The organism is Deinococcus aerolatus (genome assembly GCF_014647055.1).
Classification (GTDB): domain Bacteria; phylum Deinococcota; class Deinococci; order Deinococcales; family Deinococcaceae; genus Deinococcus; species Deinococcus aerolatus.
The window spans coordinates 1-25,092 of sequence record NZ_BMOL01000024.1 but is presented as its reverse complement, the minus strand read 5'-3'; the positions used below and the strand labels follow the sequence as shown (position 1 = coordinate 25,092).

The 25,092-nt window shown below is 65.0% G+C and carries 20 protein-coding genes; 17 read left to right on the top strand and 3 right to left on the bottom strand.

Annotated features, from left to right (window positions below; genetic code table 11):
* Positions 1-126 precede the first annotated feature (126 nt).
* From IEY31_RS16710 to IEY31_RS16695, 4 genes are all read left to right on the top strand, one after another.
* Positions 127-2,937, top strand: a complete 2,811-nt coding sequence (locus tag IEY31_RS16710; protein WP_188974085.1) for a DUF11 domain-containing protein — start codon at positions 127-129, stop codon at positions 2,935-2,937.
* A 4-nt stretch (positions 2,938-2,941) separates the two neighbouring features.
* Positions 2,942-7,759: a DUF11 domain-containing protein gene (locus IEY31_RS16705; RefSeq protein WP_229723734.1), complete on the top strand. Its 4,818-nt coding sequence runs from the start codon at positions 2,942-2,944 to the stop codon at positions 7,757-7,759.
* 13 nt (positions 7,760-7,772) lie between these two features.
* A complete protein-coding gene (locus IEY31_RS16700; RefSeq protein ID WP_188974083.1) occupies positions 7,773-10,817 on the top strand; it encodes a DUF6923 family protein in 3,045 nt (1,014 codons plus the stop codon).
* A gap of 86 nt (positions 10,818-10,903) precedes the next feature.
* Positions 10,904-11,839 carry a DMT family transporter gene (locus tag IEY31_RS16695; RefSeq protein ID WP_188974082.1) on the top strand — a complete coding sequence of 312 codons (936 nt, stop codon included), beginning with the start codon at positions 10,904-10,906 and terminating at the stop codon, positions 11,837-11,839.
* Between the two features lie 17 nt (positions 11,840-11,856).
* Here IEY31_RS16695 and IEY31_RS16690 read toward each other — a convergent pair whose 3' ends face one another.
* A complete protein-coding gene (locus IEY31_RS16690) occupies positions 11,857-12,339 on the bottom strand; it encodes a hypothetical protein (RefSeq protein WP_229723733.1) in 483 nt (160 codons plus the stop codon).
* A 176-nt stretch (positions 12,340-12,515) separates the two neighbouring features.
* Between IEY31_RS16690 and IEY31_RS16685 the strand changes: the two genes are divergently transcribed.
* The 7 genes from IEY31_RS16685 (at position 12,516) to IEY31_RS16655 (ending at position 17,755) form a co-directional block, all read left to right on the top strand.
* Positions 12,516-13,160, top strand: a complete 645-nt coding sequence (locus tag IEY31_RS16685) for a response regulator transcription factor (RefSeq protein ID WP_188974078.1) — start codon at positions 12,516-12,518, stop codon at positions 13,158-13,160.
* Positions 13,153-13,407, top strand: a complete 255-nt coding sequence (locus tag IEY31_RS16680) for a hypothetical protein (protein ID WP_188974076.1) — start codon at positions 13,153-13,155, stop codon at positions 13,405-13,407. Before IEY31_RS16685 ends, IEY31_RS16680 begins: the two co-directional genes overlap by 8 nt.
* 96 nt (positions 13,408-13,503) lie before the next feature.
* Positions 13,504-14,346, top strand: coding sequence for a serine hydrolase (locus IEY31_RS16675; protein ID WP_188974074.1), 843 nt, complete (start codon positions 13,504-13,506; stop codon positions 14,344-14,346).
* Positions 14,347-14,573: 227 nt separating this feature from the next.
* Positions 14,574-15,416: a c-type cytochrome gene (locus IEY31_RS16670; protein WP_188974072.1), complete on the top strand. Its 843-nt coding sequence runs from the start codon at positions 14,574-14,576 to the stop codon at positions 15,414-15,416.
* 54 nt (positions 15,417-15,470) lie between these two features.
* Complete coding sequence (locus IEY31_RS16665; protein WP_188974070.1) at positions 15,471-16,133, top strand: ubiquinol-cytochrome c reductase iron-sulfur subunit; 663 nt, start codon at positions 15,471-15,473, stop codon at positions 16,131-16,133.
* Positions 16,134-16,182: 49 nt separating this feature from the next.
* The gene (locus IEY31_RS16660; protein ID WP_188974069.1) at positions 16,183-17,499 is read left to right on the top strand and encodes a cytochrome b; all 1,317 of its coding nucleotides are present in this window, start codon (positions 16,183-16,185) and stop codon (positions 17,497-17,499) included.
* A gap of 61 nt (positions 17,500-17,560) precedes the next feature.
* Positions 17,561-17,755: a hypothetical protein gene (locus IEY31_RS16655; RefSeq protein ID WP_188974101.1), complete on the top strand. Its 195-nt coding sequence runs from the start codon at positions 17,561-17,563 to the stop codon at positions 17,753-17,755.
* 64 nt (positions 17,756-17,819) lie between these two features.
* On the opposite strand, the gene IEY31_RS16650 is transcribed toward IEY31_RS16655, so the two are convergent.
* Positions 17,820-18,071: a DdrH gene (locus IEY31_RS16650; protein ID WP_188974067.1), complete on the bottom strand. Its 252-nt coding sequence runs from the start codon at positions 18,069-18,071 to the stop codon at positions 17,820-17,822.
* A 183-nt stretch (positions 18,072-18,254) separates the two neighbouring features.
* On the opposite strand from IEY31_RS16650, the gene IEY31_RS16645 reads away from it, so the two are divergent.
* The 6 genes from IEY31_RS16645 (at position 18,255) to IEY31_RS16620 (ending at position 24,103) form a co-directional block, all read left to right on the top strand.
* The gene (locus IEY31_RS16645; RefSeq protein ID WP_188974064.1) at positions 18,255-18,677 is read left to right on the top strand and encodes a HesB/IscA family protein; all 423 of its coding nucleotides are present in this window, start codon (positions 18,255-18,257) and stop codon (positions 18,675-18,677) included.
* A gap of 216 nt (positions 18,678-18,893) precedes the next feature.
* Positions 18,894-20,690, top strand: a complete 1,797-nt coding sequence (locus IEY31_RS16640) for a peptide ABC transporter substrate-binding protein (RefSeq protein ID WP_188974062.1) — start codon at positions 18,894-18,896, stop codon at positions 20,688-20,690.
* A 122-nt stretch (positions 20,691-20,812) separates the two neighbouring features.
* The gene (locus tag IEY31_RS16635) at positions 20,813-21,805 is read left to right on the top strand and encodes an ABC transporter permease (RefSeq protein WP_188974060.1); all 993 of its coding nucleotides are present in this window, start codon (positions 20,813-20,815) and stop codon (positions 21,803-21,805) included.
* 28 nt (positions 21,806-21,833) lie between these two features.
* Positions 21,834-22,763 carry an ABC transporter permease gene (locus IEY31_RS16630; RefSeq protein ID WP_188974059.1) on the top strand — a complete coding sequence of 310 codons (930 nt, stop codon included), beginning with the start codon at positions 21,834-21,836 and terminating at the stop codon, positions 22,761-22,763.
* Positions 22,764-22,850: 87 nt separating this feature from the next.
* Entirely contained in the window at positions 22,851-23,351 is a 501-nt protein-coding gene (gene ruvC, locus IEY31_RS16625; protein WP_188974057.1) for a crossover junction endodeoxyribonuclease RuvC, read from the top strand.
* 11 nt (positions 23,352-23,362) lie between these two features.
* Entirely contained in the window at positions 23,363-24,103 is a 741-nt protein-coding gene (locus IEY31_RS16620) for a PrsW family intramembrane metalloprotease (protein ID WP_188974055.1), read from the top strand.
* Between the two features lie 4 nt (positions 24,104-24,107).
* On the opposite strand, the gene moaD is transcribed toward IEY31_RS16620, so the two are convergent.
* Entirely contained in the window at positions 24,108-24,785 is a 678-nt protein-coding gene (gene moaD / locus IEY31_RS16615; protein WP_188974053.1) for a molybdopterin converting factor subunit 1, read from the bottom strand.
* Positions 24,786-25,092: the final 307 nt, after the last annotated feature.

Here is a 25,092-nt window from a genome sequence, read left to right as displayed (position 1 = left end):
TGCACCCACGCGCCCCGCTTGACTGTGGGGCGCGTTTTTTACGACAACAACAGACTTCTTTTTTTTGCTGCACCCTTTGATTCAGCGCCGCTTCCAGCTCTTCCGCCCTCCTCAAGGAGAACCCCTGTGACCCGCTCCCTATTCATCCTTCCCACACTGCTGCTGGGCCTGCTCCTGCCCGGCGCACACGCGGGCGCACAAAGCCTGACCCCTGCCGGTACGGTGATCACCAACCAGGCGCAGGCCGAGTTTCTGTCGCCCGACACCAATCAGCCGGTGGTCTCCACATCCAACGTCGTGCAGACCACCGTTTCTGCCGTGTGTGCCCTGAGCGTGACCCCCGACGGCACGCCAGCCCAGCCCGGCCAGAGTGCGGCCCTGCTGCCCGGCGAGGCGGCGACGTTCGTCTACAAAATCGTCAACGCGGGCAACGCCACATCCACCTTCGCCGTGTCTGCCCGGACAGAGGCGGGCGGCACCTCTTTCCCTGGCCTGAGACTGGTGCTTGACCTGAACGGCAACGGCGTGGCCGATGCGAACGAGCCGGAAATCAGCAGTGTGACGCTGGAAGCCGACAGGAGCGCGGACGTGCTGCTGCTGGTAGACGCGATTAGCGCCGGAGACGCCTTCGTAAATCTTATGGCCAGCTGCGCGGGCGGGCAGAGCGACAGCAACAACGTCAGCGTGGTCCGCATCAGCCCGCCTCCCGAACTGGCCGTGAGCAAGAGCTTCTCTCCCGCGCTGCTGCGCCCTGGTTCGGAAACCACCGTGACGGTCAAGACCACCAACGGCGGCAGGGGCCAGAGCCGCGAGGTGATTCTGACTGACCTTCTGACCGAGCAACTGGCGCAGGGATTGAGCTTCGTGGCGGGCAGCGCGGCCAGCAATGTGTCTAGCAACGGGGGCACGCTGGAATACACCGCCGACGGCGTGGACTGGGCCGCCACAGCGGGACCCGTGGTGCGCGGCGTGCGCGCGCGCGTGCCCAGCCTGGCCCCCGGCGCAGATCTGACTCTGACCTTCAAGATGCGGGCCGGTGCCAGCGCGGAAAACAAGGTGATTCCCAACACAGCCACTGTCCTGACCGGCAAGCAGACCGTGACAGATACGGCGCGGGTGGATGTGCGCTACCTGCCTGCGGTCGCCATCGGCCCCGAGGGCAATCCCGAGGCCCCCGAAGGCAGCGCCGCAGACCGTCAGAGCAAAGCGCTGGCCGTGGTGGCCCAGCCGGTCTGCTTTGACCACACCGCAAAGAATACGGGCGACGTAAAGGACGTCTTTACCCTGAGCGTGAGCTATCCCACGGGCGGTGCAGCGGCCACTTTTTACGGCCAGGACGGCCAGCCCCTCGCGCAACCGCTGCCTCTGGAGGCGGGCCAGAGCGCCCCCGTGCGCGTGTGCTACACCTCCACGCAGACGGGACCGCTGGACGCCCGTATTACCATCAAGGGGAACCGGGGAACCAGCAATACCACCGCAGACGCCGTGCAGAGCGTCGAGGGCGGTCTGCCGGAACTGGTTAAATCCTACGTGGCAACCGCGAAAGACGGCGGGGCCACCGTGACCCTGCCTGCCGGGGCGACGGTGGCGGCGGGCGACACCATCACCTACCGCCTCATGGTCCAAAACCCCTACACCCGCCCACTGACTGGCGTGGGGGTGACTGACAAGCTGACTGCCCACCTGGACTTCGTGAGTGCCACCGACGGCGGCCTCAGCACCGGACCAGAAGGCGCGCAGACCGTCAGGTGGACGCTGGATACGCTGGCTCCCAATGAGACGCGCGTGCTGACGGTGGTCACGTCCGTCAGCGCCCGTGCGGTAGACGGCGAAGCTCTCAAAAACATCTTCCAGTTTGTCAGCACCCAGACCCCGGATTCGCTGAACAGCAACGAGGTCATGACCCCGGTGTGGACCGCCAGGTTGACCGTCCTCAAAAATGTGAATGCCACCGAGGTAACGCCCGGGGACCGCCTGGCCTACACCCTGACTGTCACCAACAAATCGGCCACCACGTCCATCATCGACGCACAGATCAACGACACACCTGCGAAGGGGCTGAGTTACATCCCCGGCAGCAGCAAGCTGGACGGCAACCCGATTGCAGATCCGCAGATCACAGGCGGCATGCTGACCTGGACCGTGGCCGAACTGAAAGCCGGGGTGCCCATCACGCTGGCCTACGACACGCGCGTGACCCCCGACGCCCTGGGCGAACTGGTCAACACCGTGACCGTCAGCGGCATAGGGGCCGGGGGCGTGGCCCGCGCAATTGCCAGCAACCGTGCGGTGGCCACGGTCAAGCTCAAGCTGCTGAACTTCGCGCCGCTGTCGGACATCCTGGGTGTGGTGTACGTGGACCGCAACCGCGACGGGCGCTATCAGGAAGGACTGGACACCCCGCTGCCGCGTGCCCGCGTGCTGCTGGCCGGAGGCCGCCAGACCCTGACCGACGCGGGGGGCCGCTACAGCTTTGCCAACGTGGCAAATGGCACGCAGGCGCTGCGCCTGGACCCCCTGACCACCCCCTACCCGCCGCTGCATGTGCCGCGCGACGGCGGCCTGAGCGGCACCCAGACGGTGTCCGTGAATGGCCTGACCGGGGTGGATTTCCCGCTGGCCCCGCTGGGCGGCGAGGTCTCGGCGCTGCGCCGCACCACACTGACCGTGAATCAGGGCGACACCACGGTGACGCTGGAAAAGGCCATCTATGTCGTGGATGGCGGCTACGTGGTCACGCTGGAACTGACCACGCCGCGCGCCCTGGAGGGCGTGGACCTCAATGATCCGCTGCCTGCCGGCGCCACTTTGAAAGAAGGTCGCAATAGCCTGACCGCTAATCTTCCCGCAGGTGAAACGAACCTCACCTACCGCTTTGCCTGGACCGGCGAGCCGCGCGCGGCCACCACCGATCCCACGTTGAGCTGGGGGGAATGAAACCGTGAAGCGCAACCGACCTCATCTGCACCGTATCGCCCTGACCCTCTCTGCCCTGTTGGCCGTGGGGGCAGGCGCGAATGCGCTGGAATCCGGCACTGAAATCAGCACCAGCCTCCCCCTGACCAGCGTGGGCGACGCCCTGAGCTGGACGGTGGGCGACCAGAACCTGACGCTGGACGTGCCGGTGGACGGAGTGGTGCGTCTGGACCTTTACAGCCCCCGCCTGGACCAGTCGGACTACCGCAGCGATAGCTCTTACGGCGACGAGCAGTATGACGGTAACGCTGCACCGGTCTCCACCACCTTCAGCGTGCTGGACGCAGGCGGCAAGGTTGTGGTCACGCGCACCTTCACCCCCGGCAAACATGGCTGGGAAATGCTGCTGAACCAGAACCTGCCCGCGGGCAGATACACCCTGCGCGCCGTCACGCAGGGCAACGGCAAGAACACCTTTGCCATCCGGCTGGCCGGGGTCAGCGCTGCCGTCAGCGCGGATCGCCTGACCATCAACGTGCATTCGCAGACGTGGATTCCGGCCATCAACGTGACCACTGACGGCGGCGCGTACTCCCTGAAGATGTATGACGGCGACGGCCCCGCCGAACTGGAAGCCCGCCTGATCGACACCGCCACCGGCTACATCACCCCGCTGCCGATCAGCCGTAACCTGGGCGAGATGGAGTTGCCGCTGCCCGCGCAGGCCGGAAAGTACACCATCGAACTGCGCCAGCCCGTAACTGCGAAGCAGTACAGCAACGCGGTGGCCTTCAGTCTGGTGCGTGCGGGCGTGCAGACGCCGATCACGGTCAGTCGGGTGGACCAGAGTGGACTGCTGCGCATCACCGCCGAGCTGATCCTGCCCGGTGGTTCTCAGCCCACCTTGGCCGACATGACGGTGGGCGAACAGCCCCTGACCGTCGATGGCCGCACCGAGCAGCGCGTGGCCGCCGGAAGCTATCCCCTGAGCGTCGGCGCAATCGCGGGCGCACAGGTGACGGTGCTCCCCAGCGTAACCGTGCCGCGCGGAGGTGTGGCCGAGGCCAGGGTGCAGGTTCGCCCGCAGGTGGTTCTGAGCCTGGAGAGCGATAAGTCCGAGGTCTGCGTGGGGGACACCGTGACCCTGACTGCCCGCGCCCAAACCGCCTTTGCCGGGGAATTGCCGCTGGACCTGAAATTGCACACGGCGGACCTGAAGGTAGAGGGTCTGAGCAACCTGAGCGGCCTCTTCAGCGCTAACAAGCCCGGCGAACTACGCGTGACGGGCACCGCTATCCGCCCCGGCCCGCTGACCTTCAGCGCTGACCTGGCCCCCTGGGGGCAGAGCCAGAGCTTGAGAGTCAGTGTGCAGGCCGACTCCACCCCGCTGCAACTGTCCCGTGCGCCGCTGGCCGATACCCCCATCGGCCAGGAAACCACGGTCACGCTGATCCTGAAGAACACTGCCGATGTGGCTGTTCCCTACACCCTGACCGACACCCCCGGCGCGGGCCTGGAAGCGCTGGACCCAGCCACCTTCAGCGGCGAGCTGGCGGGCGGCGAGAGCCGGACCCTGAGCTATCGCGTGCGCGTGACTGCGGCGGGAACCTTCAGCCTGAACGCCACGCTGGACACCCCCGCCTGCCCCCGTCCGCAGACCATGATGGGTCAGTTGATTGCGGCGCAGCCCGTGCCTGCCCCCGCACCCGTCCCGGTGGTCATGCCGCCCACACCTCAGCCCGCTCCTGTCGTCTCGCGTACGAGCGTCGTCAGTCTGCCCTTCGACGCCCCCGCGCAGGCACGGGAGATTGTGATTGCCCACGCCGTTCCCGAGGGCGCGTCGTTCGTTGTTGGCAGCGGCCGCCTGAACGGCCAATCCATTGCCGATCCGCGCCGGGGGGCCAGTGGCACGCTGTACTGGACGCTGCCCGGCTCGCAGAACAACACCGTCCTGCGTGGCAGCATCACCTACACCCTGGCCCACAGTGGGGCGCTGCCCGAACTGCCTGCCCCCGCGCTGCTGGCCCGCTACGGCGGCGAACGCAGCGAGGTTTTGCAGGGCAGGGTGGACGCTGGGGACCTGGCTGCCGCCGCCGCCTTAAGCGCCCCCGAACAGCTCAGCGAGAACGCCGGGGCCGTCAAGCTGCCGCTGGCGGACAGCGACGTGCGAATCCGCGACCGCATCAGCGTGGTGGTGGAATTGCCGGTGGGCACGCAGAGCGACCTGAGCGTGAACGGCACGGTGATCGGCGCAGACCGTATCGGCCAGACCACCGCGGACGGCCCCCGCGGCGTGACCCGCCTGGTCTACGTGGGCGTGCCCTTGACGCCCGGCCCCAACGTCCTGACCTTTGCCGGGCAGAGTGTGACGGTCAACCGCGTGGGACCGCCCGCAAAGATAGAAGTCCTGCCTGAAACCCTGATCGCCGATGGCAGCACCCCGCTGCGGCTGAAGGTGCGGGTACTGGACGCGTTTGGCCGCCTGTCCTCGCAGTCGTCGGTGACGCTGCGCTCGAATCTGGAGCCGCGCACCCCCGATGCCAACACCACGGAGGCTGACTTCCAGTTGCGCCTGACAGATGGTGAGGGCATCCTGGAACTGCAACCCCAGGCGTCGCCCACCACCCTGAAACTGGACCTTCTGCATGGCGCGCAGATCACCCGTCAGACCTTCGCCGTCACCCCTGGCGGGGGCCGCGTGGGCGTGGGCATGGTCAGCGCCACGCTGGGCCTGGACGGAACCTTGAACCTGAATGAAGACCTGAAAGTGCAGGCCCGTGCCAGTTACGAGGGACCGCTGGCTGGGGGCAAGATCTACCTGACCGCCGACAAGGACGGCCTGCCCGTAGGGCGCGACACGTTGAAGCGTTACAGCCTGTTCGGCGACAGCAGCGTGGAGAGCGTACCGCTTCAGGGCAGCGATCCGGTGGCCGTGGAATATGACCATCCCGCCTTCCATGCCCAGTACCGCCGCGCCGCGCTGCCTATCGACGTGCTGCCCGTGGGAGAACAGTTCACGGCCCTCAGCGCGAACACCAAGGGCAATCCCCTGGTCTCCGGCTTCGTGGCCCTGATCCCCGAGGCACGTGTCAAGGACGAGCGCGTCATCCCTGAGAACACCCGCATCCTGAGATTGCAGAACGGCGATATCGTTCTGGGCAGTGAGACGCTGGAAGTGCTGACGCTTGAAGAGGGCACGGGCAAGGAGCTGGGCCGCGTCTCTCTGCTGCCCAACGTGGATTACCAGTTGGACCGCAGCACCGGCATCGTGACCCTGACCCGCGCGCTGGACCGGATGAACGCCACGCTGAACGATGTGGTGGTGCTGGCCTCTTACCGGCTGGAGAACGAGAACCTTCAGCGCAAACTGGCCTACGGCGCGCAGGCCGGATACACCGGAAAGAACTACAGCGTGGGCGTGGCCGCCGTTAGCCTGGACAGCACGGTGACCTTTGGCGCCCGCGCCCGCTACGCCGATGGTAAGACCCTTGCAGACGGCCTGCTGGCCTACTCCGGCGGAACGCAGGTCAGCCTGGACGCCAACACCAAACTGGGTGGCAGTGGTCTGAGCGGGGGCAGCCTCGGCTTCAAGGTGCGCTACCAGAGCGCGGGGTACTCCGGACTGGCCGCCTTCACGCCGGGCCTGACGGTGGGTGGCAGTTACGACGCGAAAGTGACCGCAAATGTCCGTGCGCTGGTGGACGGCGAGTATCACCGAACGCCCACGGCCACCGGGGCCACCCAGGGCGGCAGTGTCTCGGCCCGTGCCGAGGTCGCCCTGTCGCCCTTCAGTGTCGGTGGCGGCCTCAAGGTGGGCTTCGGCGATCAGCAGGGCCTCAGTGCCATCGCCAGCGCCGGATACCACCGTGCCCCGCTGGACGTGGATGTGGTCCACACCCAACCCTTCAGCGGCGCACAGAAGGTCGAAACCAACATCGGTGTGCGCTACCGCATCGGCAAGGTCACGCTGGGCATCACCGACAAAGTGACCTGGGGTGTGGGCCAGACGGCTGGCCTGACGCTGGACAGCACGCTGGGCCGCACCAACTACGCGCTGGCCTACGATCTGCCCACGGCAGGCGGCCAGGGCAACCGCGCCCGCTTTGGCGTGACCACCACGCTCCCATTGAGCGCCCGCATGGGTCTGGGCCTGCGCGGCAGCGCCGTATACGACATTGCCAGCAGCAAGACCGAGCTGGGCGTGGGCGCGGACCTGAACTACAAATCCGATACCGTCAGCGCCACCGCCGGAACCGATCTGATCCTGAACGATAGAGGCTTCGGCGTGGTCATTCGCGCGGGCGTCGTCGGACAACTCACCCCGAAGTTGACCCTCAGCGCTGACAGTCTGGCCGAGTTCGGTGCGGGCAAGAGCGGTCTGCGCGCCGCCGTGGGCTACGCCTACCGCAACAGCGCCTTCAATAGCCTGGGCACCCTGCGATACGTGAACGGCAGTCTGGCGGGCAACAAGCCCGAACTGAGCGGCAATCTGAGCGCCGAATACCGCCAGCCGGTCTGGGCGGTGCGAGGCGGCGTGGACACCCGCACCCTGCTGAACGATCCTGGCAGCTTCACCGCCCAGGCCGCACTCGGCGGCACGGCTTACATCGGCGACCGCTTCGGCGTGGGCGCATGGGGGCGTGTATTGACGCAGCCGGGCACCGGCACCACGCAGTCGGGCTACGGCCTGGAAGCCAGTGTGCGTGCCCTGCCCGGCACCTGGCTCACCGCTGGTTACAATCCGGCGGGCTTTGAGGGCATTGGCAATGGGTACACAAAGAAAGGAGCTTACGTGCGTTTGGACTTGACTCTGGATGAAACGGTGGGGCAGGTGAAGCGCTGAAATGCGGTCCCGAATGGAAAAACTCTCGGTGATGGTTGGAAGCCGCTTCAAGGGATGGCGCAGGTCTGCCCGCCTGCCCCTCATTCTGGGCGGGGGGCTGCTGTGGCTGGCTGCGTCGGCGGCCCAGGCGGCCCCTGTCCTGAACATCACGCCCCTGACCTGGAATGTGATCGGTCTGGACAGCAACAACCAGAATGCCGGTCCCAATGTCTACCCGGTGGGTGCCCGGGTGTGCAACGTGGGCGACGTGGCGTCCAGCGCGGTCAATGCGGCCTTCTTGTTTGATGGCGGCACGACCAATTCGTCCATCAGTCTGGACCCTGGCAGTCTCTCGGTCGTCTCGCTGGGATCGCTGTCACCGGGGCCAGTGCCGGCCCATCCCAACAGACTTCAAAACGTCCCTGACAACTGCCGTGACGCCTACTTCAACGTCCGCATCGCGCGAACGAGCGCGGCATTTTCCAGTTTGGTTTCAGCGACGGCAACGCCCACGCAGCGCAACACCCAGCTCTACCATATCGAGGCCAGCGCTACCGGGGTGGCCATCGTCAGCACGCCCACGCCCCGCGAACTGTTCGTGGAGAAGCTGGTGTCCCAGAACCGCAACTCGGTCGCCAGCTTTACTGGCCCCAACGCGGTGTCGGTCGGGCAGACGGCCACCTATACCCTCAACGCGTCCACCGCCCCGGGGGGCTACGAGCAGCTGGAGAACTTTCCCACCCTGCCCAACGCAGTCTTTCAGATTCTGAACATCGCCACTACCTATGCCGCGCCGACGGGAAGCGTGAACAGTAGCGCCTATGGCGATGCCTGCGGCTGGGAAAATGTCATCAATAGCGTTAAATATCACAACAACGGCACGTGCATCGGGCCAGCCCTCTACACCGGCGGCAAGGTCGGTAGCTCGATGACCTCCGTCTACACGGTACGGATTCTCAGCGGCGGCACTGCTGGCGTTTACAACGCCATCTACGACTTTTCCGGCAGCAGCTACCATTACAACAGCGATTACGGCTCTACGGGCAACGGCTTTCAGGTCACGGCCTCGTCGCCGAATCTGACCCTCAGCAAGACCCACACTGGAAACTTCACGGTGGGTCAGCCGGGCAGCTTCACCTTTACCGTGCGGGCCACGGGAGCGGACGTATACGGCACGACCACCGTCACGGACTCCCTGCCTGCGGGCCTGAGCCTGCCTAATGGGCCGGTGACCCTCGGTGGGGCCGACGCGACGCGCTGGCAATGCAACTCGCTGAGCAACACGGTGACCTGCACCAGCACCAATGCCAGCACGGCGGCGCTGATGCCTGCGGGCGGCAGCAGTACCTTCAGCATCACGGGGGTGGCGGTCGCCATTTCGGCAGTGCCCAGCGTCACCAACACGGCCACCGTGAGCAATCCCAACGAGCGCGCCGCAGATACCGGTGACAACAGCAGCAGCGATCCGGTGGCGGTTACGGACTCCAGACTGACCATCGCCAAGTCGTTCTCGCCAGTCAGTATTCAGGCCGGGGGCACCACCACCATGACGCTGAGCGTGTCCAACCCCAACGCCACCGCCGTGAGCGCACTGGGCCTCACCGACAACGTGGCGGCCACGATGAACTATCCCACGCCGATGAATCTGCGGGTTACCGCCAACACCTGCGGCGGCACCACCTCCGCCCCCGAGAACACGGGCGGCGTCCTTACCCTGATGGGCGGCACCATTGCGGCCAGCGCCTCCTGCACGCTGACCGTCGCCTTCACGCCTTGGAGTCCGCCGCTGGGAATGGCCACCAACACCATACCTGCGGCCAATGTCACGGGCACGGTGGGCGGGGGGACTGTGATCGCCCGGGCACCTGCCAGCGCGTCCCTGACCATCACGGCGGGCAATGCGGGGAACAGCTACGCCTGCGACACCAACTTCTACCAGACCCGTCAGGATCCCACCACCCTGCTGTCGAACCTGTATCTGTTGGACCTGAACAACCTGGGCAGTGGCGGTATACCCCAGTGGACCGGGGGCTTCGGGCCAGCTCTGAACGCCACGGCCTACAATCCCAAGGACAGCTATTTCTATGCCGTCAATATCGTCTCCTTCAATGTGGGCTCACCCTTCCGGCTGTACCGTCTGGGCAAATCGGGCGCAGTGGAGTACGCCAATCTGACCAATATTCCGGTAGGCTCCAGCATTGCGGCGGCAGCGGTGGACCGCAGCGGCATGATGTACATCAAGAAATTGCAGCAGGACGCTGTGATCTACAGATACAACCTCGTGACCAATGCGCCCGCAGCCAGTCTGGTCCTGGGCAGCAGCGCGTTCCTCCGGGATCTGGCAGTAAGTCCATTTGATGGCCTGCTCTACGGGGCCGTGACTCCGGGCGGCGTGTACGTCATTGACCCGGTGACGGGCGCAGTCTCGGTTAACGGCACCCCCACGGACCTGGCAGCGGATTCCTCCAACGCCATCGGCAGCCTCTTTTTTGACCAGCAGAACGTGCTGTACGGCTACCAGAACGGCGGGGCTTTTGGGACGATCAACCTGACGACCGGGGTCTTCACCCGGACGGCTACTGGTTCGGCGGCGGCACAGTCCGACGGTGCTTCGTGTGCCTTTGGTCTCCCACCCAGCATCACCCTGCTCAAACTGGGGCGCAACATCAGTGTCTCGCCGTCTCAGCCGTTCATCGGCAGCACTGGCAGCATTGGTGCAAAGCCCGGCGAGACGGTGGAATACTGCATCGCCTATACTAATTCAGGCGGCGCAGCCAGCAATTTCAAGATCGCGGATTACGTGCCGGTGGGGATGGTGGCGCAACTCTCTGCCTACGGCACTGGCCTGGGTCTGAAATATGCGGCGGGTGTAGTTCTGGCGGCAGGCAATGCCAACAGCAGCGCCGTGACGCCTGCCCTGACCAGCGCGAGCGATAGCGATGCGGGCAGTTTGACCAGCGCGGCCACCACCAAGCCTGGGACACCCACTCCGGTCTATCCTGGCCTGATGACCCTGACATTGCCGACGTTGGCGGCTGGTGGGCAAGGCACGGTCTGCTTCCAAGCCAAAGTCCCCTGACCTAAACCCACCTCCCTTCCACCTGTGCCGCCCCCTCAACCTTGGGGCGGCGCATTTCCCTGTTCATCCCCTCTACAATCCCTGACGTGTCTCCACGGTTGCGCGGCGTTCTTCTCCTCATTCTGGTCACGGCGGTGTGGGGCAGCACCTTTGCGGTGGTCAAAACGCTGGGCGAGCTGTTGCCCCCGGCCCAGTTGATCGCGTGGCGTTTCCTGATCGGCTTCGTGGCCCTACTGCCCGCATTGCTCATCCGGGGCTGGGGCCTGCGGCGACGGCGGGCAGACCAGCCCGCGCCTGCCCCAGCTCCCCGTTTTTCCTGGCGCGACGGTCTGTGGCGCGACGGCCTGCTGCTGGGGGCGTGGCTGATCGCGGGCTACGGCACCCAGACCATCGCCCTGCAAACCACCACCGCCAACCGCGCGGCTTTCTTCACCGCCCTCAGCGTGGTGCTGGTGCCGCTGTGGCTGGTCTTCGCGCAGCGCCGGCGCATGCCCCTGCCGCTGCTGGCTGCCCTGCCGCTGGCGGTGCTCGGGCTGGGCCTGCTGTCCTGGGAGGGCGGCGCATGGGTGATCGGCGACGCCTGGGCGCTGGCCTGCGCCGTGACCTACGCGGGCTTTATCATTGCGCTGGAGCGGCTGTCGAACCGGCACGCGGCGCTGCCGTTCACGCTGGCGCAGCTTGCGGCGGTGACGTTGCTGGCCTGGCTGTGGGCAGGGGTGTCAGGAGGCTTCAGTGTGCCGCCGTCGGCCGCCTGGGGACCGCTGCTGTACCTGGGGGTGGTGGCTACCGCCCTGACCACCCTGCTGCAAACGGTGGGCCAGCGCACCGTCAGCGCCGCCGAGGCCAGCCTGATCTACGCGCTGGAACCGGTGACGGCCACTCTGTTCAGCTTCCTGTTAATCGGAGAGCGGGTGGGCTTGCGCGGCGCAGTGGGCGGCCTGCTGGTGGTGGGCAGTACGGTGCTCAGCCAGCGCAGCAGCGGCGAGGCCCGCCCGGAAACGCCTGCGCCGCTGGCCGAGTAGCGCGCGCTGGGTGAAGCCTACTGGCGACGGGTCTGATCGGGAATCAGCAGGCTTCTGAGGGCCAGATTACCGCCCCACACCCCACGCAGGCCATTCTGGATGGCCGAGTTGCTCACGGCCCTGTACAGCACCGGCGGCATGTTCACCGAGGGATAGACCCCGGTGGTGCCGGAAGGCGTAATCCGCACGTCCAGCGGAAAGCCCAGGGCCACCGTGGCGGTCAGCATGCCGCCCAGGGCCAGACCGCCCACCCCGCCGGCCAGCAGGTGCCACGGCTCCGCCGCCGGGTGGGGCAGCAGACGCACGATCACCACGGCGCTGCCCAGACCCAGCAGCAGCGCCGCGACGGTGGTGAACAGCGAATTGCCCAGGGAGTTGACCAGAAAACAGATGGTGACGCCCAGCAGACCCCAGGCCAGGCCGGCCAGACCGCGCCGCGCGCCCAGCGCGGTTATCACGGCCCACAGGGTCACGAGCAGGGCGTCAAACCAGGTAATCACGTCCATGAGTGTAGCGGGCCGGTCCTTACAGATTGTTTTCAGTGCCCGCCCGGCGGTTTGCGCCGCCTCCCCAGCAGGGGAAGCACAGCCCTTCTGCGTTTCGGCAGGCGCCGCACCGGGGCCAAAGGTAGGCGGCCTTCCCCATGCCTCGCCCCAGCGGTTCTACACTGCCAGCTATGATTCGTGTTTTGCTCGTTGATGACCATGCGCTGTTTCGTCAGGGCCTGCGCAGCCTGCTGGAGTCTGAGGGCATGCGCGTGATCGGCGAGGCCGCCAACGGGCGCGAGGCCATCCGTTACGCGGCGGACACCCACCCGGACGTGATCCTGATGGACATCCAGATGCCGGAGCTTGACGGCGTGAAGGCCACCCAGAGCATCCTGGAAATCGATCCCGATGCCCGCGTCATCATGATCACCATGTACCGTCAGGACCGCTACGTGTTCGAGGCGGTCAAGGCCGGAGCACGCGGGTACATCCTCAAGGACGCAGACGCCGCCACGCTGCTGGACGCCATCAAACGGGTGGCCGGGGGCGAGGCGCTGCTGGACGCCGACATGGCCCAGAACGTCCTCGACGATTTCCGCGACAAGCGTGAGGAGCTGCCCAGCGAGAAGCACGCGGACCTCAACGAGCGCGAGACGATGATCCTCAAGCTGCTGGCCCAGGGCTTTTCCAACCAGGACATCGCCCTGCGGCTGGACATCAGCGAGAAGACGGTCCGCAACCGCCTGTCGGAGATCTTTACCAAGCTGCAGCTCAACAACCGCACCCAGGCGGCCCTGTACGCCATTCGCGAGGGCATCGCCAACCTTGACTGAACGGCGTGGGCGGGGCAGGGGACAGGCGGCGGCTGCCGGCCCCACCACCTTCCGCGCAGGCTGTGGACGCGAGTGGGTGCTGGCAAGTGCCGAGGCCGATCTGGCGTACACCGAGCAGGCGTTTCCAGAATGCCCGGTGTGTCCCCACCGCGTCGAGCCAGAGGGAGGGCCGCCGTTCTGCACGCTGCGCCCGGTGGATGCGCCGCATCCCTTCGCCGCGCTGGCCGGGCTGAAGTTGCCCGAATAGCGCAACGAATCATCCTTTTCGGGTGGCACTTTGAACAAGAGGCCCGAACCGGGAGTAGCTCCCGCTGGGTTCGCCCGCCCTGCTAGAGTTCTCTGAGTGACCAGCCCCTTCCTGTCCGGACTGCGAGCCCAGGGTTACGCGGGCGAGGTGGGGCTGCGGGTATGCGATCTGGCGGGCCGTGAACTGTTCGCGCTGAACCCACAGCGGGTGTTCCCGGCGGCCAGCACCATCAAGGTGCCGCTGCTGGTCCTGGCGCTGGCGTGGGCGCAGACCGGGCGTCTGGGCCTGGAAGACCGGGTCACGCTGGAGGCCGCTGACCGCGTGCCCGGCGCGGGTGTGCTGCACGAACTGGGGCCGGGCCTGGCCCTGAGCTGGCGCGACGTGCTGACCCTGATGATCATCGTCAGCGACAACACGGCCACCAATCTGGTGATCGGGCGGCTGGGCGTGGACACCGTGAACGGCTGGCTGACGGCCCACGGCTGGACCGCGACCCGCCTGATCGGCCGGTTGCAGCTGCCGCCCGAGCAGCGCAACGCCGCCCAGCGCCGGGGCGAACGCAACCGCACCACCGCCCACGAGCAGACTGACCTGCTGGGCCGCCTGGTCCGGGGTGAGCTGCTGGACGCGGCCCACACGGCGCTGGCGCTGAACATCCTGGAGCGTCAGCAGCTGCGTGACCTGATTGGGGCGGGGCTGCCGCGCGGCGCAGAGGGCGAACCCCTTTACCGGCTGGCCAGCAAGAGTGGCGAGCTGGACGGCGTGCACCATGACGTGGGGGTGCTGTACACGCCGCGCCCGCTGGTGGTGGCCCTGCTGTCAGAAGGGGGCACGGACCGGCGCGAACTGCCTGGCAACCATGACCTCCGGGTGCTCTCGCAGGCGCTGTGGCCGGTGCTGGCCGCTCTGGGAAACGCGTACGTGCCGGGGGACATTTAACCGCCCGGTCAGGTGCATCATCAGCGTACCGAAGTGTCGCTCCGTGTGGGTGTTAAAGTGCGGCGCAGACGGTACGGAGTGCTGCTGAAGGCCTCTGGGCAGCGTGCTATGCTGGCTGCCGATACGGTCATTATTGTCAGGCTTCGGCCCAAGTTCCAAATGGCGCAACGGGTAGCCGGCCATTTCATGCGTGAGGGAGAAAGAACGTGGAGAGAAACGACGCTGTAATGCCCTGGGTCGCCATCGTGTGCGCGGCCATTATGTGGATCCTGTTGCTGTTCTTGTTCAACAAGGAAACCGCGCCGGAGCCGGTGACAGTCGACCCGGCCGTCGTTGCCAATATCAGCCGGGAATACCCAACGATCGGCAAGGAGCTTTATGCCTCGGCAGGCTGCGTGGGCTGCCACGGCGCACAGGGTCAGGGCGGCGTGGGTCCGGCGCTGGCCGGGGACGCGAAGATCCTTAAAGATCCTGTCTATGTGCACAACATCTTGATCAACGGCAAGGGCGGCATGCCCGCCTACGGCGAGAAGCTGGCGGAAAACGAGATCTACGCTGTGGCCAACTACGTCCTGAACAGCTGGGGCAACAAGATTCCGGAGCTGCTGACCCCTGCCACCGTGGCCGAGGGCCAGACCAAGATCGACCCGGCCGTGCTGAAGAACCGCAGCCGCTTTGTCCCCGAGGACATCAAACTCCCCGAAATCTTCCTGGCCACCTTCATCATGGTGCTGCTCACCTACGGCCTGATCGGGCTGTACAGCGTGTGGACCGAGGGCACCGAGCTGCACCCCGGCATCCACAAGGTGCGTTCTACGCCGATCGCCATGCTCGCCATGGTCACAACCCTGGGGCTGACCCTGCTGTTCAGTGTCCTGTTCGCCCGCCAGATGGTGATCGACTATGCAGGCTGGGGTGCCAGCGAACCCGTGATGCCCAATGTCACTGCCGAGGGCTTCTACGCCGCCATGATTCTGCTGCTGCTGGCGCTGGCCATCGGGCTGTACAAGAAGTTCTTCATGGACGGCGAGGTGCTGGTCGAGGACGCCAGCGGCGAATTCCCCTGGTAAGCCCGGCCTCCCTTTTCCCCCAGCCCTTCCCTTTTTCCTTGAGAGGTTAAACGCATGACCCGTTACCGCAAACAGGACCCCGAAATCACCCGCCGCCGCTTTATCAACGCGGCCATGGGCACCACCGCCACCGTCGGGATTGTCAGTCTGGTGGGCGTGCTGGGCACCGCCAATCCGGTGTTCCGCCTGACCCGCGACAAGATGCCGCCTGTTGAGGGCGACATTCTGGTACACGCCTCGGCCAGCAAGGAAGGCGAGATCATCAAGGTCAGCGAACTCAGCGAGCAGTTGATCCGCGCCTGGCCGATGGGCAAGGACAAGGAAGGCAACAACCTGATCCGCAAGGGCGACCCCAACAATGTGCTGGCGCTGTACCGCTTTCCCAAGGGACAGATCATTGCCCCCACCAATCTGGAAGCCACCATTGACGGGGAGATCGTGGCCTATAGCGACATCTGCACCCACGCGGGCTGCTCGGTTAGCGACGACGACCAGACCGAAGGCCAGATGAAGTGCCCCTGCCACTCCGGACAGTACGACCCCAAGCGGGGCTGCAAGGTTGTCGGCGGCCCGCCCCCCCGGCCACTGGCGCAGCTGCCCATCAAACAGGACGGAGACAAGCTGGTGGTGGCCGGATTCTTCCTGGAAAACCCGTATCCCTTCACCGAGTCGGAGTGGGAAGCGCGCAAGGAAGCTGTCAAGGCCCAGCTCGCATGAGTCCCCTTCCCACTAGAGACCTCTTTCTGCGGCACAAGGAGAACAGCGCATGAACCAGTGGCTCGACGAACGCCTGCACATCTCGCGCCTGAACGACAAGTTCCTGCGCAAGGCCTTTCCTGTTCACCACAGTTTCTTCCTGGGTGAGATCACGCTGTTCAGCCTGATTATCCTGATCATCACCGGCATCGTGCTGGCGCTGTCCTACGAGCCCAGCAACAGCCTGATCGTCAACTCGTTCGATCCGGGGACCGCCGACAAGCCCAACCTGATTCCGGCGGCGTACCACTCAGCCCTCAAGATGAACGCCATGCCTTTCGGGGACATGATGCGCCGCGTCCACCACTGGACTGCCAACATCATGGTGGCGGCCGCCGTGATTCACATGATGCGCATCTACTTCACGGGGGCCTTCAAGAAGCCGCGTGAAATCAACTGGTGGATCGGCATGCTGCTGCTGATTTTCGCCGCTCTGACCGCCGTGACCGGCTACATTCTGCCCTACGACAACTACGCCTACAACACGGTCAAGGTGGTCTACGGTATTGCGGCCTCGGTTCCCTGGGTCGGCAGCTGGCTGGCGCAGGCGGCCTTCGCGGGCAACTTCCCCGGCGACGGCATCATTCCGCGCATCTACGGCTACCACATCATGCTGCTGCCGGGCATCCTGCTGGCCCTGACTGCTGCGCATATGCTGCTGATGATCAAGCAGAAGCACACCCAGCCGCAGTACGCCAAGCGCATCGCCTACAAGAAGATCGTCGGCGTGCCGCTGCTGACCCAGCAGACCCCGATCATGCTGATGCTGACGCTGCTGTTTGCCGGGATCATCATGCTGTTCAGCGCCTTTATTCCGGTTCACCCGGTAGAGTTCTTCGGGCCGCCCAGCACCACCCCGATTGAGAACATCAAGCCCGACTGGTACCTGTTGTGGGTCTTCGGTGCGTTGGCCATCATCCCGAGCTTCGAGTTCCACATCCTCGGGGGCATCATCGGGTCCGAGTTCGTCGGCGCGATCCTGCTGCCCACTGTGGTTATCGGCGCGATGTTCGCCGTGCCCATGCTGGACCGCAGCAAGGACAACAACTACTACGCCGAGAACCCCACCAACCACCCGGTGCGGCTGGCCATCGGCACCTCGTTCATGGCCCTGCTGATCATCATGTCGGTGGCTGGCTACAAGCCGGACCTGATCAGCGCCAATGTCCTGACCACCGCCAATGCCAATACCGTGCTGTGGATTCTGATGTTCGTGGTGCCGGCGGCGACCTACTTCGCCACCATTGGCATCGTGCGGGGCATCCGCGCCCTGCGTGAGGCCGACGAGCGCGAGTCGCTGTCTCACTCCGCTGCTGCCGACGACTGAGCCGCGCCCAACCCGAACCGCCCTGGCCGTGTGCCGGGGCGGTTTTTTCTATGCTGTGCGGGTGGACCCTCTTGCCCAGTATCTGGCCCGTGAAGCCCGCCGCCTTGGTCTGGAGTCGATGGAGCTGGAAGACGCGCCGACCGAAACCATCGCCGTATTCGCGCAGTGCGTGCTGAGCGAGCTGGCCGCGCTGGGGCTGCTGCGGGGCAGGAAAGAGGTGGGTTGCTGGGCAGTGCCCCGTGTGCGGGGCCATTAGGGGCTGGGGCAAAAAAACCGCCCCTCTGCGGGACGGTCAGATATAACAGAGTTTGGGCTGTGGTCTAGGCCTGAACGCTGGCGCTGGGCCGGACCACCGAGACCTGTTCGCCTCCGGCCCGGCTCCCGGCAGCATAGCCGACCTGGGCTCCGAACTGCCAGGCCAGTTTGATCATGAACTGGATGGCGTCCTCGTCGCGGTTCTGGATAAGCTGCCGCAGATGTTCGGGCAGACCGTCAGGCAATGGCATGGACCCGAGCTGCTCACTGTATTCGGCCCTGAGCTGCTCGAACCACTCGGCGTAGGGGTTCGTCATGCGCTCATCTTAACATGACCACACTCAAGGAATGTAAGCGGAAAAAAGAATCAGGCGGGCTGCGGGTCTGATAGAGATGCCGTTGGGCGGGGCGCAAACGGCGTCTCTGGGAAGGTCTGGCCCTGGGATCCAATTTGCTCTCCGCGCACCTTTTTATTGTTCCAATGGTGCTACGCTTCACGCATGACCGCGATGACTCACCCCGAAAACCACGGTGATGCGCCTGAAAAGGCCATGACCATCAGCGAATACGGCGCGCAGAAGGCCCTGGGCATCATCGGCCAGAGCGGTAAGGAAAATGCTGGCGTGCGCGTGTTCATCAAGAGCGGCGGATGCAGCGGCTACCAGTACGGCATGGCCATTGACGACCGCGAACTTGAAGGCGACACCGTCGTTGTGGACCGGGGCGTCAAGCTGCTGGTCGACCACATGAGTCTGTCCCTGCTGCGCGGCAGTGAGGTGGACTTCGTGGAGAACATGATGGGCGGCGGCTTCACCGTCAACAACCCCAACGCCACCAGCTCCTGCGGCTGTGGCCATTCCTTCCGCACCGACAGCGCCCAGTCCCCCGATGGCGAGGGCAGCAGCGGCTGCGGCAGCCACTAGCACGATCTCGCACATCAGCCAGACATCCCACGGGCCAGAACGTCATGTTCTGGCCCGTGGGATGTCTGTGTCAGCACGTCCTTCATGGGTCTGGAGCGCGGCATTTTACCGTCTAATTGGGCGCCAGCCTTGACACTTCTTCACCCGGCCCTATACTGACCCCCATCAACACAGTTTGGGGGCCCTGGTGGCCCGCGTAGAGTCTTGGAGGCGTTCATGAAAGAAGTGTCCCTGAAGAAGGTTTTGACCCTTTCCGCTCTTTTGCTGGCGCCTGCGGTGCTGGCTCCGGCCCTGGCCGGCCCGGCCAACAACAGCCTGATCGTCGGCACCTCGCAGGAGCCGCCGAACATCTACGATCCCTGGGTCACCAACAACCTGGCGATCACCAGCGAGATCAACAACTGGATGGGCGCGTCCCTGACCGGCCTGGACAACGACGGAAATTTGTTTGCCGATATGGCAACCACGGTCCCCACGGTGGCCAACGGCGGCTACAAGGTGGTCAAGGATGCCAGCGGCAAGGTCATCCGCAACAGCCTGACCTACACCATCCGCCCGGACGCCAAGTGGAGCGACGGCTCGCAGATCACCACCGCCGACTTCGAGTTCTGGCTGATGGTGCAGAACGACGAGCGCGTGCCGGTGCCGGACCGCTACCCCTTCGAGAACGCGAAGATCACGCGCGGCGCCAACAACAAGACCTTCACCATCACTTTCGATCCGCCGTATCTGTTCGCCGAGCAGGCGGGGGCGCCCGGCGTGGCCCCTTCCGCCGCGATGAAGGGCGCCTGGGACGCCTTTAATGCGGCCACCAAGGGCCAGAAGCCCAGCGACGCGGTCAACGAGCAGTGGATCAAGTTCCTCAACCAGTTCACAACCTCCAACAATCTGCCCAAGGTGGTGGCCGGTCCCTTCAAGCCCACCGCGTGGCGCCCCGGCAACAGCCTGACCCTGACCCGCAATGCCAACTACTGGCGCAAGCCTTCCGGCGGCGAGAGCAAGTACGTCCAGACTGTGACCTACCGCTTTATTCCCAACACCAATACCCTCAAGGTTAACGTGTTGTCGGGTCAGGTGGACGCGCTGGCGACGGTGGGCCTGTCGTTTGATCAGGCCATCGATCTGCAGCGCGGACAGCGGAAGTTCACCACTTACTTCGTGCCGGGCTCGGTATGGGAGCACATTGACATCAACACCCGTGGCCAGAAGGCGAAAGACCTGGGTCTGGATGATGCCAACATCCGTCAGGCGCTGCTGTACGCCATTGACCGGCCCAGCCTCGTCAAGGCGCTGTTTCAGGGCAAGCAGCCGGTGTCTAATGTCTTTATCAACCCGCTGGCAACCGTCTACAAGAAGGACGTGCAGGCCTACCCCTTCGATGCGGCCAAGGCCAAGGCGCTGTTCGCCGCAGCGGGCTGGACCCCTGGCAGCGACGGCATCCTGCAGAAGGGCGGCAAGAAGTTCAGTCTGAACTTTGGCACCACGGCGGGCAATAGCGTGCGTGAGCGCGTGCAGCAGATCCTGCAGGCACAGTGGAAGGCTGTGGGCGTGCAGGTCAACATTCAGAACTACCCGGCCAGCGTGTTCTTCGGAGCGGATTTCCTGTCCAAGGGTGCGGAGGGCAAGTGGGACCTGGCGATGTACGCCTGGATCAGCAACCCCATCTTCGAGGAGGGCGACCTGTTCAAGGGTTCGGGTGTGCCCACCGAGGCCAACGGTTACGCCGGTCAGAACAACTCTGGCTGGGTCAACGCCGAGTACGACAAGCTGCAACTGCAGGCCCGCACCGAGTTCAACCCGGCCGCGCGCAACAAGCTGTTTGACCAGATGCAGACTATCTGGGCCAAGAATGTGCCCTCGCTGCCGCTGTACTACCGCGTGAATCCGTATATCCAGGCCAACGGGCTGGCCAACTACGACTTCAGCGCCTACACGCTGTACCCCACCTGGGATGCCTACCGCGTGGGCTGGACCAGCAAGGGCGCAGTTTCGGCGCACAAGCAGAAAGAATAGGCCAGGGATCAGGGCGCACATTGCCTGAAATCCCGCCACGGGGAGAGGATGCGCCGAACATTGGCCTTCCTCTCCTTCCTGCGTTCAACACCCTCCATGTTCTTTGAAAGGATGGCCCCCCTATGGCAACCTACGCCCTGCGCCGGGTTCTGCAGATGATCCCGCTGCTGCTGCTGATCAGTCTGGTGATCTTCGCCCTGACGGCCCTGCAGCCCGGCGACCCGGTGGATCAACTGATTTTCGGCAACCCGCGCATCACCCCCGAGGACATTGCCCGGCTGCGTGAGGCCTACGGCCTGAACACACCGTGGCCCCAGCGCTACGTGTCCTGGTTGATGCGGGCCTTTCAGGGCGAGTTCGGGTACTCGCGCGATTTCGGGATTCCGGCCACCCAGTTCATCTTCACCCAGCGGCTGCCCAATACCCTGCTGCTGACGGTCCCGGCCCTGATCATCAGCACCCTGATCGCCGTGCCGCTGGGTATCTACTCGGCCATCCGGCAGTACAGCACGCTGGACTACGTGCTGACCTTCCTGAGCTTCGTGGCCTTCAGCGCGCCGGTGTTCTGGATTGGCGTGATGGCGCTGTACCTGTTTGCGGTGTATTTGCCGCAGTTGACGGGCGGGGTCATCGCGCTGCCGCCCGGCGGGCTGGGCAGCCTGAGTCCCGAGGACGGCTTCTGGCCGTTCTGGCTGGACCGCCTGAAATACCTGATCCTGCCGCTGTCTATCCTGATGTTCCGCGAGATTGCGGCGACCACCCGCTTTATGCGCGCCAGCTTTCTGGAGGTGATCGGGCAGGATTTCGTGCGGACAGCGCGGGCCAAGGGATTACCCAACCGCTCGGTGATCTTCAAACACGCCTTGAGAAACGCTCTGATCCCGATCATCACCATCCTGGGCCTGTCGATTCCGGGCCTGTTCGGCGGCGCGGTCCTGACCGAGACGGTCTTCTCGTGGCCGGGTATGGGCCGCGCCCTGCTGGACTCGCTGGTCAGCAAGGACTTCAACGTGGTGATGCTGTGCCTGATGCTGCTGGCCATCCTGACCGTGGTGTTTCAGCTGATCGCCGATCTGGCCTATGCCCTGGTCGATCCCCGGATTCGCTACTCGTGAGGTCCTTGGCTGTGAAGGTGACCCCGTTATGACAATCACTGCGCCCGCCCCGCCTCCCCAGAAGAGCTACTCCGCACTGCAGATGTCGATGCGCCGGTTGCTGCGCCACAAGGCGGCCATGATCAGCCTGGCGTTTATCATCCTCGTGATGCTGGCGGCCCTGTTCGCCCCGCTCATTACTCCACACGATCCCAATGCCCAGGATCTGGGCGGATTCTTCGCGCCGCCTAGCGCCACCTATCCGCTGGGCCAGGACGAACTGGGCCGGGATGTCCTCTCACGCGTGATCTACGGCAGCCGCATCAGCCTGGTGGTGGGCTTCTCCGTGGCGATCATCAGCGTGCTGCTGGGCACGTTGGCCGGACTGGTGGCGGGTTTTTTCGGTGGACTGACGGACTCGGTGGTCAGCCGCTTTATTGAATTCATGCTGAGCCTGCCGTCCCTGCCGCTGCAGCTGGTGATCTCGGGACTGTTTGCCAGCAGTGACGCTCCGTTTATTGCCAACATGCGCGAGAACCTGGGCTCCTCAGCCAGTGTGGTCATTATCATCACCATCTTTGCCGTTTTCGGCTGGATGGGTACCGCCCGGCTGGTGCGCGGCGAGGTGCTGCGCCTCAAGAACCTGGAATACGTGGACGCCGCCCGCGCACTGGGCGCCAACAACAACCGCGTGATGTGGCGGCATCTGGCGCCCAACATGCTGGGCATCATCGTGGTGAGCGCCACCATCGATGTGGCCGGGGCGATTCTGGGCGAGGCCGCTCTGAGCTTCCTGGGCTTCGGCATCCAGCCGCCGGTGTCCACCTGGGGCAACATGCTCAGCAACGCGCAGGAGGTAGTCCTGAGCTACCCCTGGCTGCCGTTCTACCCGGGGCTGGCCATTCTGTTTACCGTGCTGGCCTTCAACTTTCTGGGCGACGGCCTGCGCGACGCCTTCGATCCCAAGAGCCGCCGCTAGCCTTCTTACGCCGGGGCCGCAGCCGGGGAAACCCCGTGGCTGCGGCTTTTTCCGTTGTGGTGCACCATTTTCCCGTATGCTGGACACATGATCGTCCTTGGCATTGATCCCGGCCTTGCGAATCTGGGCCTTGGTCTGGTGGAGGGCAATGTGCGCAAGGCCAGGCATCTGCACCACGTCTGCATCACCACCGAGAGTGCCTGGGTGATGCCGCGCCGGCTGGCCTACATCCACGCCGAGGTCAGCCGCCTGATCGAGACATATCAACCGGAAGCGGTGGCCATTGAGGACCAGATTCTGCGCCGGCAGGCCGACGTGGCCTTCAAGGTGGGACAGGCTTTCGGCGTGGTGCAGCTGGCCTGCGCGCAGGCGGGGGTGCCGGTGCACCACTACGGCCCCATGCAGGTCAAGAAATCGCTGGTGGGATCGGGCCGCGCCGACAAGGAACAGGTGATCTACATGGTCAAGGCGTCGCTGGGCGTGCGCGAACTGTTCAACAACCACGCGGCGGACGCGCTGGCGCTGGCACTGACCCACCTGGCCCATCAGCCCATGCAGGCCGCCGCCGCCCGGCTGGCCCGCGCCTAACTGCGGGGCCCATGTCCGTTGCCGCCGCGTTGACGCTCTCCCTGCTGGCCTCGGTCACCGTGACGCTATGGTGGCTGTGGTTCTTCGTGCGCCGAGACCGCCATCCGGAGCCGCCAAAGTTGCTGGCCCGCACCTTCGGCTGGGGCATGTTCGCGTGGTTGATCGCGGCGGCCTTCGAGGCCAGCCTGGGTAACCTGCTGGCCTCGACGCTGCCCCTGACGCTGCTGCTGGTGGCGCTGTTGACCGCCGTGATCGAGGAGGGCAGCAAATTCGTGGCCGCCACCACGGCCGTGACCGAGTTGTCCTTTGACGAACCGATGGACGGCCTGATCTACGCCGTGACCGCCGCACTGGGTTTCGCGCTGATGGAAAACGTGACCTACACGCTGGGCTTCGGCAGCGAGGCAACCGTATGGCACGCCCTGGTGACCACGCTGGCCCACGCCCTGTTCAGTGCGCCGCAGGGCTACGCGCTGGGCGGCCTGCACTGGCAGCAGGTCAGGGGGCCGGGGTTCGGTTCGGTGCGGGGCTGGGTGTTGCGGGGGCTGCTGCTGAGTGTCGCGCTGCACTTCGCCTTCAACAGTCTGCTGACCGGTCCCCCTGGTGTGTGGCCGCTGCTGGCCCTGGTTGCGGTGGTGGCCCTGATGATCGGTCTCGCCAGCCGCTACTACCTCAGTTTTGAGGCCCATGCCCGTGAACATGGGCCGTCGCCGTATTTTCTGGAAACCCAGGCGCAGCGCAACACAAAGTAAGGGGCTAGAGCGCCGGATGCGCCGAATGGCCCTCCACCCAGTGTGGGCCGTCATCGTCGGTCTCGTGCTTCCAGACTGGAATCTGCACTTTCAGGTATTCGATCAGAAAATCGCAGGCCTCCAGCGCCGCCCGGCGGTGGGGACTGGCCACCCCGATCAGGATGCTGGCCTCGCCTGGCAGCAGCCGCCCGGTGCGGTGCTGAAGCCAGACGCGCAAGTCGCCGTGCTGTTCCCGCGCCGCGGCTGCCGCACCCTGCATCACCCGGTTTGCCATGGGGGCGTAGCCCTCGTAGTCAATGTGCTCGACGTCCTTTCCCTTGTTGGGACTGCGCACCGTGCCCACAAAATAGGCCTGCGCCCCACACTCGGGACGGACCAGAAATGCGTCCGCCGCTTGCAGGGACAGCGGCTGATCGGTCATCTCGCAGTGGGTGCCCCCCTCGTCGCTGCCGCCGGCCACCGGCGGAAGGAAGGCCACCTCGTCACCGTCTTTCAGGGGGTGTTCCGGCGTGGCGTAGGTCTCGTTCACTGCGACCATGCAGCCTTTCAGGCTCAGGCCATGCTGGGCTTCAATCAGGGAGGCCACCGCACGCACGTCAGCCCCCTCCGGCGCTTCCATAGACAGTTGCTCAGTTCCAATGTCCCGCCGCAGGTGGGCAAAAAACACCACGTTTAACCGCATAAGGGGAGGCTAGCATGCTGCCGCGCCGTCACCGGGGCTTTCATTTCACGGCGACACAGGGCACAGTCCCCCAGGCCCGACGCTCGCACATACTTGTCCTGACGGGCACGGGTGTTGACAGATCTCCAGAAGAGGGGTATAGTTCACTTCGCCCCTGAAAAGGCGAGTGGAAACGCCCCAGGCTCTTCGGAGCGAAAAGGCCCACTGGGACGCATGAAAATCTGGTGTTGATAATGATGACAGGAACGCTTCGACAGAGGCGTGTGAGCGGACCTTTCCCCCGGAAGTGGTCTCCAGATTCACGAAT